The sequence below is a fragment of the Gaetbulibacter jejuensis genome (genome assembly GCF_039524015.1).
Classification (GTDB): Bacteria; Bacteroidota; Bacteroidia; order Flavobacteriales; family Flavobacteriaceae; genus Gaetbulibacter_B; species Gaetbulibacter_B jejuensis.
Map to the genome: position 1 here is coordinate 226,064 of NZ_BAAAGF010000002.1, position 14,114 is coordinate 240,177.

General features: G+C 32.7%; 16 protein-coding genes and 1 tRNA gene. 10 read left to right on the forward strand and 7 right to left on the reverse strand.

All coding sequences use genetic code 11. From position 1 onward, the window contains the following. The first annotated feature begins 47 nt into the window (after positions 1-47). A tRNA-Pro gene (locus ABD011_RS07600) sits at positions 48-122 on the forward strand. Positions 123-157: 35 nt separating this feature from the next. On the opposite strand, the gene ABD011_RS07605 is transcribed toward ABD011_RS07600, so the two are convergent. After that, the gene (locus ABD011_RS07605; protein WP_343797140.1) at positions 158-628 is read right to left on the reverse strand and encodes a hypothetical protein; all 471 of its coding nucleotides are present in this window, start codon (positions 626-628) and stop codon (positions 158-160) included. A gap of 195 nt (positions 629-823) precedes the next feature. On the opposite strand from ABD011_RS07605, the gene trxB reads away from it, so the two are divergent. Then, positions 824-1,804 (forward strand): thioredoxin-disulfide reductase, encoded by a 981-nt coding sequence (gene trxB / locus ABD011_RS07610; RefSeq protein ID WP_262732692.1) that lies wholly within the window; start codon positions 824-826, stop codon positions 1,802-1,804. Positions 1,805-1,876: 72 nt separating this feature from the next. On the opposite strand, the gene ABD011_RS07615 is transcribed toward trxB, so the two are convergent. The 6 genes from ABD011_RS07615 to ABD011_RS07640 all read right to left on the reverse strand — a co-directional run bounded on the left by ABD011_RS07615 (position 1,877) and on the right by ABD011_RS07640 (position 8,120). Next, entirely contained in the window at positions 1,877-3,697 is a 1,821-nt protein-coding gene (locus ABD011_RS07615) for a M2 family metallopeptidase (protein ID WP_343797143.1), read from the reverse strand. A gap of 21 nt (positions 3,698-3,718) precedes the next feature. Continuing rightward, positions 3,719-4,561 (reverse strand): GIN domain-containing protein, encoded by an 843-nt coding sequence (locus ABD011_RS07620; protein ID WP_343797145.1) that lies wholly within the window; start codon positions 4,559-4,561, stop codon positions 3,719-3,721. Positions 4,562-4,672: 111 nt separating this feature from the next. Continuing rightward, positions 4,673-5,395, reverse strand: coding sequence for a head GIN domain-containing protein (locus ABD011_RS07625; RefSeq protein WP_343797146.1), 723 nt, complete (start codon positions 5,393-5,395; stop codon positions 4,673-4,675). A 106-nt stretch (positions 5,396-5,501) separates the two neighbouring features. Then, entirely contained in the window at positions 5,502-7,277 is a 1,776-nt protein-coding gene (locus tag ABD011_RS07630; RefSeq protein ID WP_343797148.1) for a PspC domain-containing protein, read from the reverse strand. After that, positions 7,277-7,615, reverse strand: a complete 339-nt coding sequence (locus tag ABD011_RS07635) for a PadR family transcriptional regulator (RefSeq protein ID WP_129760523.1) — start codon at positions 7,613-7,615, stop codon at positions 7,277-7,279. Before ABD011_RS07635 ends, ABD011_RS07630 begins: the two co-directional genes overlap by 1 nt. Before the next feature lie 58 nt (positions 7,616-7,673). After that, entirely contained in the window at positions 7,674-8,120 is a 447-nt protein-coding gene (locus tag ABD011_RS07640; RefSeq protein ID WP_129760525.1) for a DUF4870 domain-containing protein, read from the reverse strand. 144 nt (positions 8,121-8,264) lie between these two features. Here ABD011_RS07640 and ABD011_RS07645 point away from each other — a divergent pair, with 144 nt between their 5' ends. The 8 genes from ABD011_RS07645 (at position 8,265) to ABD011_RS07680 (ending at position 14,106) form a co-directional block, all read left to right on the forward strand. After that, the gene (locus tag ABD011_RS07645) at positions 8,265-8,720 is read left to right on the forward strand and encodes a DUF4442 domain-containing protein (RefSeq protein ID WP_131507642.1); all 456 of its coding nucleotides are present in this window, start codon (positions 8,265-8,267) and stop codon (positions 8,718-8,720) included. A gap of 11 nt (positions 8,721-8,731) precedes the next feature. Then, positions 8,732-9,388, forward strand: coding sequence for a hypothetical protein (locus ABD011_RS07650; protein WP_343797151.1), 657 nt, complete (start codon positions 8,732-8,734; stop codon positions 9,386-9,388). A gap of 184 nt (positions 9,389-9,572) precedes the next feature. Next, complete coding sequence (locus ABD011_RS07655) at positions 9,573-10,373, forward strand: TIGR00266 family protein (protein ID WP_129760529.1); 801 nt, start codon at positions 9,573-9,575, stop codon at positions 10,371-10,373. Between the two features lie 161 nt (positions 10,374-10,534). Then, positions 10,535-10,732, forward strand: coding sequence for a hypothetical protein (locus ABD011_RS07660; RefSeq protein WP_129760530.1), 198 nt, complete (start codon positions 10,535-10,537; stop codon positions 10,730-10,732). A 141-nt stretch (positions 10,733-10,873) separates the two neighbouring features. Then, on the forward strand, positions 10,874-11,203 hold the full coding sequence (locus tag ABD011_RS07665; protein WP_134200343.1) for a hypothetical protein: 330 nt from the start codon (positions 10,874-10,876) through the stop codon (positions 11,201-11,203). Between the two features lie 75 nt (positions 11,204-11,278). Continuing rightward, entirely contained in the window at positions 11,279-12,079 is an 801-nt protein-coding gene (locus ABD011_RS07670) for an MbnP family protein (protein WP_343797154.1), read from the forward strand. A 55-nt stretch (positions 12,080-12,134) separates the two neighbouring features. Then, positions 12,135-13,184, forward strand: coding sequence for a cytochrome-c peroxidase (locus tag ABD011_RS07675; RefSeq protein WP_343797156.1), 1,050 nt, complete (start codon positions 12,135-12,137; stop codon positions 13,182-13,184). Further along, positions 13,162-14,106 (forward strand): transporter family protein, encoded by a 945-nt coding sequence (locus ABD011_RS07680; protein WP_343797158.1) that lies wholly within the window; start codon positions 13,162-13,164, stop codon positions 14,104-14,106. The genes ABD011_RS07675 and ABD011_RS07680 overlap by 23 nt, the downstream gene beginning before the upstream one ends. Positions 14,107-14,114 lie beyond the last annotated feature (8 nt).

The window sequence follows — 14,114 nt, forward strand, 5'->3', positions numbered from 1 at the left end:
TTAAAAAAAGGTATATATTTGCAGTCCTAAAAATGATAACCAAAATTCGGGGTGTAGCGTAGCCCGGTTATCGCGCCGCGTTTGGGACGCGGAGGTCGCAGGTTCGAATCCTGCCACCCCGACTTTAAAAGCTGAACTGTTTTGTTCAGCTTTTTTTTTATTCAATACGTTTGTAGTTTTCTGAGTAAATACGGTTACCCTCATCATCAACTTCAATTTGACTAAAGGTGTTTTCTTTTAAGTCGAGCTCGTATTTAAATTCTTTTCGTTCATTAATAATTTTTTTCATCATTTTAGAGCCATAATCCAAAACTTCGGTAAGCGTATCACCATTAATATTATAATATCCATAACCAAACCATTCAGTACTGTCGGTTGGTACATTTTTACTCCACATTACTTTGGTTGAGGTATACATTTTTACTTGACGATAACCTGTAGATGGGTTAAACGAATCGGATACTTTATTGTTGATGTAGTTATAAAAACCTACCAATTCCCAAGTGCCTTCTAGTGACGCGTTGATTGAATCTTGTGTTTTAGTGTTGTCTTGGACGTTTTGATTTGCATTGTTTTTACAAGCAATTACTAATAGAGCAGTGAATATTATTAGTGCTAAATGTTTCATGACAGAATGTTTTAGTTTTAAATGTGTTGCCTTCTAAATTTACAAAAATCTACTGGTATTTTTAAACTATTCAATGTAAAAAATATGTAGCTATGTATAATTTTTACTTATAGTTGTATACAAACTGTTAATAACTTATATGTAAGGATTTGCCCAAAAAACCTACTTTTGTTTAGTAAAATTAATGATACGATTATGTCTGAAACAATTGAAAAAGTAAAGTGTTTGATAATAGGTTCTGGACCTGCAGGTTATACAGCAGCTATTTATGCAGCAAGAGCAAATATGTCTCCAGTTTTATACCAAGGAGCACAACCAGGAGGACAATTGACAACTACTAATGAAGTTGAAAATTTCCCAGGTTACCCTGAAGGAATAACTGGTCCTGAAATGATGATTCAGTTACAAAAACAGGCTGAGCGCTTTGAAACTGACGTAAGAGATGGGTGGATTACCAAAGTAGATTTTTCTGGTGATGTTCACAAAGTATGGGTAAATGATACTAAAGAAATACACTGCGATACAGTTATAATTTCTACAGGAGCTTCAGCAAAATATTTAGGATTAGAATCTGAACAAAAATATTTAAAATTAGGAGGAGGTGTTTCTGCATGTGCTGTTTGTGATGGCTTTTTCTACAGAAATCAAGAAGTAGTGATTGTTGGAGCAGGAGATAGTGCTTGTGAAGAGGCACATTATTTATCTAAGCTTTGTAAAAAGGTAACAATGCTTGTAAGACGTGATGAGTTTAGAGCTTCAAAAATTATGGCTGAACGCGTTAAAAACACACCAAATATTGAAATACTATTCAATACTGAAACTGAAGAGGTTTTAGGAGATGGACAAGTAGTTACAGGTGTTAAAGTGTTTAATAACCAAACTGATGAGAAGCACGAAATTCCTGCAACAGGATTTTTTGTAGCTATTGGACATAAGCCTAATACTGATATTTTTAAAGATTATTTAGATTTAGATGAAACTGGATATATTATAAATGTTCCTGGAACATCTAAAACTAATGTAGAAGGTGTTTTTGTGAGTGGTGATGCTGCCGATCATGTTTACCGACAAGCAATAACTGCTGCTGGAACAGGTTGTATGGCTGCTCTTGATGCAGAACGTTGGTTAGCTGCAAAAGATACTACTTTTGAAGTTAGTACTTCTACCTATAACTAGAACATAAATAATAGAGATAAAAAAAACCGAAGTTTATAGCTTCGGTTTTTTTTATGTATTAAAGTTTAAATATTATAAACTTTCTGGTAGTGTGTATGTTCTGCCTTTGTTTTGTTCTTTTAAGTAATCCATAAGAGGAGCAAAATAGTCTAACATTGGTTTTGCACTCATTTCGCTACCAACACTTTCTTTTAATAACTCTCTCCAATCATTATTAGCACCAGATTTTAAAACTTCTTTAAGGAAATCTCCAACAGGTTTGCTACCATAGTAATTTGTAGCATGTGGATCTTGCTTCAAGATATTTTTAGAAATATGGTCATGGAATTGGAATAATAAAATATAAGATACTGCATAATCGTAATATTGAGCAGCATCATTGTTGATGTGTGTTTTTGAAGCAGCATCACAAAACTCTTCACCTCTTTCAGAAGGAGGAACCATACCTTGGTATTTTTGAGCGAGTTCCCACCATTTTTTGTTGAACTCATCCTTTGGAAGGTTTTCAGCATAAACAGCATTTTCAAACTCAGTCATTACACCTGCTGAGAATGGTAAAAACACAACATAGTTTAAAGCTTCTTTTAATAGGTTTTGAGTTTCATCAATTTCAACATTAGCATCAACTAATCCTTTTTCAGCTAAAAATGGCTTTTGCATAGCAGCTAAACCTAATAAACTACCAATAGCTTCGTGGTATCCTCTGTTTGCGCCTCCACGTAATAAAGGTGGAACATCAGGATTGGTGTAAGCTTGATAATAATAAATATGACCTAATTCATGATGAATAGTCTCATAATAATCGGCAGTTGCTTCAACACTCATTAGACAACGTAAGTCGTTTTCTAAATCCATATGCCATGCAGAAGCATGATTATTCTTTTTGTAAGGTGCATCAGCAGGTAAAGGATACATGCTAGATTTTTCGTAGAAACTTGCAGGTAATGGGTCAAAACCAATACTCTTATAGAAGTTTTCACCTTCTTTTACAATCCACTCTGGTTCTTTGTCAGCTAAAGCAGCATCAATATCTAAACCTTCAACATTAACCAGTGCGCTCCAATCTTGTCCCCAACGGTTTGGTAACCAATGTGCAGGTAAATACTGAGGTACTTCAGCATTGAATTTTTTAGCTAATTCATATCTAGCCCAAGTGTGTAATTCTCTATACAGTGGCCAAACTTCTTTAACCATTTTGTTCATTTCATCACGCATTTCTTGACGTGACATACCATAATCTGATACTTGGTAAGTAAAGTAATCGTCATAACCTAGAGCTTGTACAGTTTTGTTACGAAGCGATCTTAAGTTTTCCAATCCATCTTTTAAATCTTTACCAACAGCTTTTGAAGTTTCCCAATTGGCAAGTCTTTCGTTTAAATTGTTAGATTCTCTTAATACTTTGTCGATGTCTCCTGTGGTTACTGATTTGCCATCAACTTTAAAATCGAAACCAAATAAAGTTTCGTTTTGAGCATTTTCGGCAGCAATACGTTCTGAAACTAAATCGGAAACTGTTTCAGGGTTGTTAGCAGCAGCATAAAGAATTGTATTAAGTTGTCTTACTTGAACAATATCTAAAGCATCTTTATTCTCTAAAAATTTTCTTGTTTTTTCAATATTTTCAGTGCTTCCTGTAAATTTAGCAAAGGCTTCGTTTGCTTTTTGAACATTGTAAGCATTGGTTGTGTCGCCAGCAACAATACGTGTGTTGGCATCCCACTCAGCAAGTGCAGAATCGTAATATAATTTTACGAAAGTATAAGTGTAATCATCTAAAAACGCTTGAACTTCAGCTTTCAATTCAGCTGAATTATTGCTGGTTTTAGATGTGTCTTCTTTACATGAAACCATGGAAAAAAGAACAATTGATAAGGCAATTAGTTTTTTCATTTAAATAAAAAGGGTTAAAAGTTAATTAGTTTCTTTTTTAAGCAATTTTGCAGTATCAATAAATTTATTGATAGTTATCTTTGGGTTGTTGTATAAGTAAACTTCACTGCTTCCGGTAATTTCTAGAGTGATAGCTTCAGATACATTTACGTGCGCATCACTAGCAACTTCAGAGATTAAAGTACAGGTTTTGGTTGTAAAGTTTTTTCCGTTAAAATCAGAATTATTATCAGTTCTAATAATTGCATTATTAGTATCTCCTTCAATGTTTATAGTCGCTCTTTGGTATAAGTCAATTTTAGCTTCTTTACTGTTTACAAGAGCGTCTAACTTACTGTTATCACTTAAAACAACTGTTGATGTACCTTTGGCTGTAAGGTTTAATTTTACTTTTGCTTTGTCTAAACTTGTGTACTCAAAGTTATTGGCATTAATATTTAAGTATGCTTTGGAGGTTCCTGTGGTTTTTAAGACAACGTCGTTAAGCTCTAAAGACGTTAATGAGCGAATTTCAGCATCGTCTTTAGTTTCGATATACTCTAATGGAGTGCTGTAATTTACCGTTATATTCAATCTCTTTTTAGAAGAAATTTCTTGAGTTGTAGAGAAAGTTAGTGTACTATCAACGACTTCAACTTTAATGATATCATGAAGATTACTGTCAGTTTCAATTTCTACTGAAGACTTTGAGTTGTATATGATTTCTATTGAAAAGTCGCCACCTACAATTATTTTAGTGAAATCATCTAAATAGGTTTGTTCAATGGTAACATCTCTATTACCTTTTACTTTTTCACTGTTTTGAGCAAAAAAGGATGATGTAAAACCTAAGCTGAATAGTAAAACGAAAAGGATTTTATTCATTGTATAAATTTAAAATTGTACAACAAATATATGCAAAAACCATCCCAAACTCTAACTAGAGGTTGAAATGGTTTGAAAAACAGGTTGGTTAGTTGTATGTAAAAAGGTTGGTTAGCGTTTTCTTATACTACCAGAAACATTATCGCTAGTTTCTACTTTTTTAGGGTTACCATAGTAGTTAATGTCGCCACCACTACTAGCTTTAGCTATTAATTCTTCTGATGTGTTTACGGTAATGTTTGCACCACTAGTTGCTTTTACTTGACAGGACACAGCACTTAAATCTTGTGCGCTTATATCGCTTCCGCTTGTAGCACTTGCGTAGAGTTTATTTGTTTTACCTGAAAGCTTAACATGGCTTCCGCTAGTTGAACTACAGTCAATACTTTCGGCATTGATATCTAGTTCAAGGTCGCTTCCGCTAGTGGTTTTAATCTCAATAGTGTTTGTGTTAATAGTATTGGTTGAAAATACATCGCTACCACTAGTTGTTGAGATTTTAGTTAAATCGTCAAGAGATACCATTATTTTTTTTGATTTTGAAGTGCCAATATTTTCTTCGGCATAAATGTTTAAAACATCACCTTCAATTTCTACCATAATAATGTCTTGTAAGTTCTCATCGGCTTCAACACTTACACTTTCGGTATTGGTTTGAGTAATGTAAACATCTAAACCTCTACTTACTTTTATTGCGCTAAAGCTACCATCAAGCGATCTTTCGGTTGTGGTTACATTTCCGTTTCCATTTACTCCAAAATTCATATCAAAGTTACAGGACATCATAAGTAGTCCTAAAACTGTGGAGATAATTACTTTTGCTAAGGTTGTCATAACTGTTTGTTTTTTGATTGATTACAGGTTCAAAGGTCTAGTTTTATATATACGATTAATAAACTAAGTATCTGAATTGTTGTTTTTTATTGATGAATTGTTATTGTTAATTGTCGTCTGATATTATTTCAACACCATTATCATCTATTCTTACTTTAACATCTACGTCCTTTGCTCTAATGCCTTGGTCGTTGATTTCTATTTCAACACTGTCTTTTTTGATTTTAACACCATCTTCATCTATTTTAAGACCAGAGTGTTCATCGTTTACATCAACTCTTACTTTAAATTCATCGTCTTCGCAGTTTAAACACACCACACCATCATGAGTTACTTTTAAATAATGTTCTTCCATACCATTTTCTAGTATGTCTCTGTAATAGCTAGAGTTTCTGTGAAACGAATAGGTGTTTTGATCTGCATAAAACACAGTACCTTCAGGTAAATACAATGTAGCTTCAATTTGTTGTTCACCATACTTGTTTCTGAATTCTGTAGTAAGGTAAGCATCTAGTAAAAGTTCATTACCATTTACCATGAAATCATAATTAATGTTTTGTGCTCTTGATTTTGCTTTTTGATAATCACTCGCATGTGCATTTTTTTCAATACTTAAAGAGGCTACACTATCTTTAGTTGAACGCACAATAAGTCGCACATCAGTATTGTATATAAGTTTGTTGTCGTTATCGTCATACACTGTTTTAAACAAGCTGCTACGTCTTCCAAAATGTTTGCTGTATGACGAGTTTCCTTGCATACGTATTGTTAAAGTATCTGATGGATTAAGCATTAACAATTCAGTGTTTTCGGTCACACTAGCATCAAACGCATGTTCACTAGCTTGCTTTATTCCTATTACAAATAGTCCTATCATTGACATTAACCATAAACCTAGTAACGAAAACTTAGCAATGTTACCAATTGATTTTAGGTTGTTGATTAATATTTTGAGTCCTAAATAGAAAATGAAAAAGAACGGTATTCCTATGGCAAACAATAGCAACATTGATACTAACCAAACTGGTGTGTTTGCAGCATTGGCAGCATTTATAAATTCAATTCCTGGGACGTTAACAGAATCGGCAATTCCAACTGTAAATAATGCAATTATTAATCCTATTAAAGTACTGGCTCCAATGATTATTAAAATAATACCAATGAACTTTGCAAACACCTTAAGACAAAACATAATGATGTCTCCTATAGTGTCAAAAAATGTTTTTGACGATGATTTTATTCGGTTTCCTTGTTTGGGTAAATCAATATTTTTTACCGTGTCTGAAACCGTTTGTGATACATTTTCAAATCCGTCTTTAATTTTTTTTTCAATGTTACTGATGTTCACAGGTTCACCAGTCATTGTAAGTTTATCAGCGGTTGAAACTGCTTCAGGAACTAAAACCCAAAACAATACATATATAAGCACAAACGTACCACCAGAACCTAGAGTAAGTAAAATCCAAAGTAATCTTACCCAAATGGCATCAATACCTAAATAGTGTCCAAGACCTGATGCAACACCACCAATGTAAGAGTTGTCAGTATCTCTAAATAGTTTTTTGGAAGGTGACGTTCTTCTGTATTGTGTTTTTGGTTCGTCTTCAAAAATTTCGTCATCAACAAGATAGTCTTCAGGCTGTCCCATTATTGAGATCACTTCATCAACTTCTTTTATTCTGATAACTTGTTTTTCGTTTTGAACACGCTCGTTGAACAATTCAGCAATACGAGCTTCAATATCTGCTATGATTTCTGATCGACCTTGAGAGTCTGTAAATGAACGTTTTATAGCCTCAAGATAGCGTTGTAATTTTAAGTATGCATCTTCATCAATATGGAAGAATATACCTGCTAAATTTATGTTGACTGTTTTATTCATTATTTTTTATTTTTTTGTCTTGTTACTAGGTTAACTGCATTTTGTAATTCGCTCCATGTGGTATTAAGCTCATTTAGAAACAGTTTTCCTGTTTCTGTTAAACCGTAATATTTTCGTGGAGGACCTGAGGTTGATTCTTCCCAACGGTAGTTAAGAAGACCAGCGTTTTTAAGTCTTGTAAGTAGTGGATAAATGGTTCCTTCTACAACAAGCAGTTTTGCGTCTTTTAGTGTGTCTAGAATTTCGGCTACATAAGCATCATCGTCTTTTAAGACTGATAATATGCAGTATTCTAATACACCTTTACGCATTTGTGCTTTTGTGTTTTCTATCTTCATGTTCTAAAGAAATTTTTAATTTGAAAAACTGTTCATTTTTTGATTGATTGATTGATGGTTATTTGATGAAATTTATGGTTAATGGATAGTTGTACAACTCACCATCGCGTGCTTTTAAACTTGCAATGACTATAAATATAAGTTCTAAGATAAATCCAAAAACTGCAAGAACACCCAAACCTCCCGTAATGTAAAGTAGAGGAGAAGGTTTCCCTATGTTAATGTGAAAATCATTAAACCCATGAAAGTCTATAAAGTCAATACCATTAAAAAACTTTAAAAAGAAAAACGGGATAGTTAGCGTACCTATAATTAAGGTATATAGTAATATACTTATTTGAAAGTTTATGGCTTGCTTTCCATGACTATCAACAAACTCCGATTTTTCTTTGTTAGTAATCCATAGTATAATAGGTCCAATAAAATTTCCTAACGGAATTATAAACCTACTAAAGGTAGATAAATGAATAAAAGTTGCAATATTTTTTTGGTGGTTGTCTAACATGATTTTAAAACGTATAATATTATCTTATACAAATATATGTCTAAAAAAAGGTATTATGTTACGCATAGTAGTACATTTTAACATAATATTAACAAATTGAATTATGGATTATTTTGTCTAGATTTGATAAAACTAATTTTTAAAATGAAGCTCACACCTAATAAAATAAACACTTTTAACTTTTTTAAACTGCCTTCAGTGTTCTTTACTGGAGTTCGTGTAAAGTCTATTAATAATGACACTTGTACAGTAGTTGTAAAACACCGTTGGATTAATCAAAACCCTTTTAAATCTATGTTTTGGGCAGTTCAAGGTATGGCTGCCGAATTAACTACAGGTGCTCTGGTACTTGCAAAAATTAGAGAAAGCGGTAAGCCTATTTCTATGTTGGTAGCTAATAACAATGCTACTTTTACTAAAAAGGCAACAGGAAAAATTACATTTAGTTGTACAGATGGTCATAAAATTGATGATGCCATAGCCAAAGCTATTGAAACTGGTGAAGGACAAACCTTGTGGATGCAATCAAAAGGTGTAAACCAAGATGGAGTGGAAGTGTCGGTATTTAATTTTGAATGGAGTATTAAAGTTAAAAGTTAGTTGATAATAATTTGAAAAAAATTTACGAAATACAATTAAGTGGAATTAAAATAGGAACAACTGCTTTTGAATTTGCTGATACTCCAATGGGAGTTGTTTATGGAAAAATTAATTTTGAAAATGTAGACTCACCATATAACTTGTTTAAAAATCATTGTCAACAGCATAAAGTAACAATAAATCAAGACGATAAAGAATATAAATTTATTGATACTCAGGTGATCCCTAAATTGAAAGTTTATCTTGAAAACAGAACAGAACTAGTTGGTTGGGGAGGCGCAATTAGCGGAATGGAAAAAGGAAACGATTTTGAAATTCAGTTTGGCGGAATTAATAGTAAAATAATGAAGACAGAATTTGCTCAACATTACTATGACTATTATGGAAATGAATCAGACTTAATCAAAATTCAGGTAGATGAACAGTTTAAAAAAATTTGCGAAAGTATTTTGGCTAGAAATTTAAATATAAATCAATGGGCTGAAATTGAGAGTTCAGATGAATTTCAAACAGAAAGGTATCATGGTGGGTTTGATACAACTGAAATGGAATTTTGTTTCAGTTATTATATAGAAAAACAAGAATATTGGTTTCAGTTAAATTTGAATGATATAGAAAGAATAATAAATGCCAAAGTTGAGTTTTTATATCCAAGAAAAGCAGAATAAAATAGATGCAATATTTTAACTGCTTACTTGTAAGTTGTTTGTTTTTAGTTTGTTATGTTTTAATATCTTTGATTAAGAGTAGAGAATTTTTGTAAATTTCATGTAATGAGGCCTTTATAAAACTATTTGTAACAAAACAGATAATACATCAACTAATTTATAAATCAATTAAAAACACAATATAATGACAGCACACGAAATAGACTACAGAATCTACGGAGAAGAAATGCAATTCGTAGAAATAGAACTAGATCCACAAGAAGGTGTAATAGCCGAAGCAGGAAGTTTTATGATGATGGATGATGGTATTAAAATGGAAACCATTTTTGGAGACGGTTCACAAAAAGACACTGGTTTTTTAGGTAAAATCCTTGGAGCAGGAAAACGTATACTTACAGGAGAAAGCTTGTTTATGACTGCGTTTTATAACAACCTTTCAGGTAAACGCAATGTGAGTTTTGCATCACCTTATCCTGGTAAAATCATCCCAATAGATTTAACGGAGTTTAGAGGCAAGTTCATCTGTCAAAAAGACGCTTTTCTTTGTGCAGCAAAAGGTGTAAGCGTTGGTATTGAGTTTTCAAGGAAATTAGGTAGAGGACTTTTTGGTGGCGAAGGATTTATAATGCAAAAACTTGAAGGAGATGGTATGGCGTTTGTTCATGCTGGTGGTACTATGGCTAGAAAAGAATTAAAAGCAGGAGAATCTCTAAGAGTAGATACAGGTTGCTTAGTAGGTTTTACTCAAGATGTAGATTATGATATTGAGTTTGTAGGAGGTATAAAAAATACGGTATTTGGAGGTGAAGGTTTGTTTTTTGCTAAACTACAAGGACCTGGAACAGTATACATACAATCTTTACCTTTTAGTAGATTAGCAGGTAGAGTACTAGCTTCAGCACCAAGATCTGGTGGCAAAAGTAAAGGAGAAGGTAGTATTCTTGGTGGTTTAGGAGACTTACTTGATGGTGACAATAGGTTCTAAACGTTAACGTATTGAGTTATATTTAATGAGGGATTTTTAGTGTTAAAATTTTGTTTAACTAAAACAACTAATCGATTTTTTTAGTACTTTAGGAATGTAAAAACAAAAACACTTTAAGCCTATACAATACAACTACCTAACCCTAAAACCTAAAATTACAAATGGCAAGAGCAATGTTTGAGTACACCAAAACGGTACTTAATAAAGTTAGTTTTGATGCTTCGTTGTTCTGTAAAGAAGTACAAAAAGCTGTTCAACGATTATTACCTTATGAAATTGAAGAGTTAAGAATTTATATTCAATCACTTGTACTACAGAACCCAGAATTAAATCAATGTTTAATATATTTAAAACCTTGACATAAAGCGACCAAATGGTCGCTTTATTTTTGTAAAAAAGAGCTTGATAGTAGAATATTGGTGTTATCTTTGTAGAAAATTATATAAGACCTGAAAAAGCTATATTTAACCATATTACTTCTTTCGTTTGCATTGCGACCAATGTATTATGTTGGACAAGTATTATACTATGAGTTAAATATTGATTACATTATTGAAACCTATTGTATTAATAAAGACAAACCAGAGCTACAGTGTAATGGTAAATGTCATTTAGCTACACAAATTCAAAAGGCAAGTAACGATTCAGGTAAAGGTAAATCGCATCAAATGGTGTTTGAAGCATTTTATCCGGTTTTTGTTCAACAAATAGCTAATGAAGAAATAACGCTTTCAAAGCTTGTGTTTTTTAAAGCTAAACAACCCATCTACTACGTAAATAATTATTCTCACCTTATAGATTACAGTATCTATAAACCTCCTATTTGTTAAAGTTTAATATCGGTTTTTTATACAAGGCTTAACTGTGCTTGCCATTAACAGCACACGAATATTAAATTAAAACAAATGAAAATTTTAAAATATACATTTGCACTACTTTTATGTGCAACACTATCGTCATGCTCTTCTGACGACGATTCTAACTCTGAAGATTTAACAGGACAAACAGGTACATTAACTCTAAAATTTGATAATGGAGTAGGTGATCAAGACTTTATTTTTGGCACTAGCTACAACAAGTCAAGTGCAGAGTCATATAAGTTGGAAACTCTTAAATATATTATTAGTAATGTAAGGGTAAAAGACGAAAACGGTAACACGTTTACATATCCTTCTGCAGATAATGTGTTTATCGTAGATGAAGCTGAAGGGAATAATGCTGGAGAAATTTATATAGATTTAGATAATGTAGATGCTGCAAACTATACCGAAATTACTTTTGGTTTAGGTATAGACCAAGACCGTTATGCTTTAGGAGCTGAAGGTCAAGGTGATTTTTTAACACAAGCCGAAGAAGCAGGAATGATGTGGTCTTGGGCAACAGGTTATAGGTTTATGAGGTTTGATGGTACGTTTTCATCAACTACAGTAACTGACGAAGCATTAAATATTCACATGGGAAGTGTTGGTACTTCATTAGATAATTATAGAGAAATTACACTACAGTTTCCAAATACAGTAAGAGTAAGAGAAACTACTACACCTCAAGTACATATTGTTGCTGATATTGCTAAGGTATTTGATGGAGAAACTTCAGTAGAATTGTCTAACGGTTATAGTCAAGTTCATACTGATGCTACAACTACAACAGTTATTGCAAATAATTTTCAAAATGCTTTTAGTGTACACCACGTACATAATGAGTAAAATATAGTAACTCAAGAAGGCCTAAAAACCTTCTTGAGTGTTTATAATACTAATTATGAAGACTAAATTTTCAGTATTAGTGATTTTGGGTACGCTAGTTTTTAGTTGTTCAAAATCCGATAGTACAGAAACATACGTGCCTGTTCCTGTGGTTGTAGAAATGCCATCAAATTTTCCTGATATGGCTTACAACTTAGATAATAATCCATTAACCGAAGCAGGAGTAGAACTGGGTAAGCGTTTGTTTTACGAAGGAAAACTATCTGCAAATGATGCCATACCTTGTGCGTTTTGCCATGAGCAAGCTTTTGCGTTTACGCATCATGGGCACACACTAAGTCATGGTGTTAATGGAGGTATTGGATTTAGAAATGCACAACCTATTCAAAATTTAGCATTTCAAAACGAATTTATGTGGGATGGAGCAGCTTCTCATTTAGATTTGCAACCTATAATTCCATTAACTAGCGAACTAGAAATGGGTGAAACATTGAGTAATGTGGTTGAAAAACTTAATGCAGAACCTTATTACAGGCAACAATTTAGAAAGGCGTTTCAAGATGGTGAAGTTAATAGCGCAAATATGCTTAAAGCCTTGTCTCAGTTTATGATTACCATGATTTCATCAAATTCTAAATATGATAAATACATTAGAAATGAAGATGGAGTAATGCTTTCTCAAATTGAACAAGATGGTCGTGCTACGTTTCAAAATAAATGCGCTTCATGTCATGCTACCGATTTATTTACAGACCAAACCTACAGAAATAATGGCTTGCCTGTAAACCCGCAGCTTAATGATTTAGGTCGATATAATGTGTTAGAAAACCCAGACGATTTATATAAGTTTAAGGTACCAAGTTTAAGAAACGTTGAAGTGTCTTTCCCTTATATGCACGATGGTCGATTTTCAACCTTAGAGGCTGTGCTTAATTTTTACGACTCTGGAATGGTAGATAATGGAAATGTAGATCCTATCTTTCAACGTGATGATGGCACTTTGGGAATAAGCCTAAATACTTATGAAAAAGAAAGCCTAATAGCTTTTTTAAAAACACTCACAGATAATGAATTTTTAAACGATGAAAGATTTTCAGAATACTAAAACAATACTTTTAATACTCGCTATTATTAGCTTTACAAACAGTTATAGTTGCGACTTGTGTGGATGCACAACAAGTAGTGGTAGCGCTTCGTTTGGCGATTTGCAAATGACTAGTTTTGTTGGGTTGCGATACATTTATCAAACGTACGAATCTAAAAACGGAATTTTTGATAATTCGCCTACTAGTGAAGAGCAATTTAATACTTATCAACTTTGGGCTAGAGTTCCGTTAGGAAAATCATTTTACGTAAGCGCGATAATTCCGTATCAAGATTTAAGCAGAAAGTTTCAAGGCAATACCGAGTCGATTAATGGTGTAGGAGATATGACACTTATAGGTTGGTATAATTTAAAAATCTATAAGAGTAACAGCGAAAATAAAGAGGCTATAGATTTTAGTACTAATAAAGAACTTACAGGACATTCGTTTAATTTTGGATTGGGTGTTAAAGCGCCAATAGGTAAGTTTGAAGAAGAATTGACTGATAGAGTAAATCCTGGTTTTCAGGTAGGAACAGGAAGTTGGGATGCTATTGCGACTGTTATGTATAACTACGGAAATAATAATTTAGGACTCAATACTACTTTTGCATATTACTTAAAATCTGAAAATAAAAATGAATACAGGTTTGGTAATCAATTTAGTGTTAGCTCAAATTTGTTTTATAAACTGAAAACCAAAAAAATGGATATTTCACCTTTTGTAGGTATTTCAGGAGATGTTTATGATTCAATTGAACAATATGGTGAAACTTTAGCGGATACTAATGGACATTTGTACAACTGCTCATTAGGGTCAGAGTTTAATTTAAAAGATTTTCAACTAGGGTTGCAGTATACACTACCAATACATCAAGATTTTTTTGGTGGAAACGTAGAAGCCAAAAATAGGTTTTCAGTCTATTTAAACTACAAACTATAATTCAAAAA

Bases quoted from the DNA above. Each gene is read 5' to 3' on its own strand.
- ABD011_RS07605 (WP_343797140.1), bottom strand. From the start codon at position 628: ATGAAACATTTAGCACTAATAATATTCACTGCTCTATTAGTAATTGCT.
- trxB (WP_262732692.1), top strand. From the start codon at position 824: ATGTCTGAAACAATTGAAAAAGTAAAGTGTTTGATAATAGGTTCTGGA.
- ABD011_RS07615 (WP_343797143.1), bottom strand. From the start codon at position 3,697: ATGAAAAAACTAATTGCCTTATCAATTGTTCTTTTTTCCATGGTTTCA.
- ABD011_RS07620 (WP_343797145.1), bottom strand. From the start codon at position 4,561: ATGAATAAAATCCTTTTCGTTTTACTATTCAGCTTAGGTTTTACATCA.
- ABD011_RS07625 (WP_343797146.1), bottom strand. From the start codon at position 5,395: ATGACAACCTTAGCAAAAGTAATTATCTCCACAGTTTTAGGACTACTT.
- ABD011_RS07630 (WP_343797148.1), bottom strand. From the start codon at position 7,277: ATGAATAAAACAGTCAACATAAATTTAGCAGGTATATTCTTCCATATT.
- ABD011_RS07635 (WP_129760523.1), bottom strand. From the start codon at position 7,615: ATGAAGATAGAAAACACAAAAGCACAAATGCGTAAAGGTGTATTAGAA.
- ABD011_RS07640 (WP_129760525.1), bottom strand. From the start codon at position 8,120: ATGTTAGACAACCACCAAAAAAATATTGCAACTTTTATTCATTTATCT.
- ABD011_RS07645 (WP_131507642.1), top strand. From the start codon at position 8,265: ATGAAGCTCACACCTAATAAAATAAACACTTTTAACTTTTTTAAACTG.
- ABD011_RS07655 (WP_129760529.1), top strand. From the start codon at position 9,573: ATGACAGCACACGAAATAGACTACAGAATCTACGGAGAAGAAATGCAA.
- ABD011_RS07660 (WP_129760530.1), top strand. From the start codon at position 10,535: ATGGCAAGAGCAATGTTTGAGTACACCAAAACGGTACTTAATAAAGTT.
- ABD011_RS07665 (WP_134200343.1), top strand. From the start codon at position 10,874: ATGTATTATGTTGGACAAGTATTATACTATGAGTTAAATATTGATTAC.
- ABD011_RS07670 (WP_343797154.1), top strand. From the start codon at position 11,279: ATGAAAATTTTAAAATATACATTTGCACTACTTTTATGTGCAACACTA.
- ABD011_RS07675 (WP_343797156.1), top strand. From the start codon at position 12,135: ATGAAGACTAAATTTTCAGTATTAGTGATTTTGGGTACGCTAGTTTTT.
- ABD011_RS07680 (WP_343797158.1), top strand. From the start codon at position 13,162: ATGAAAGATTTTCAGAATACTAAAACAATACTTTTAATACTCGCTATT.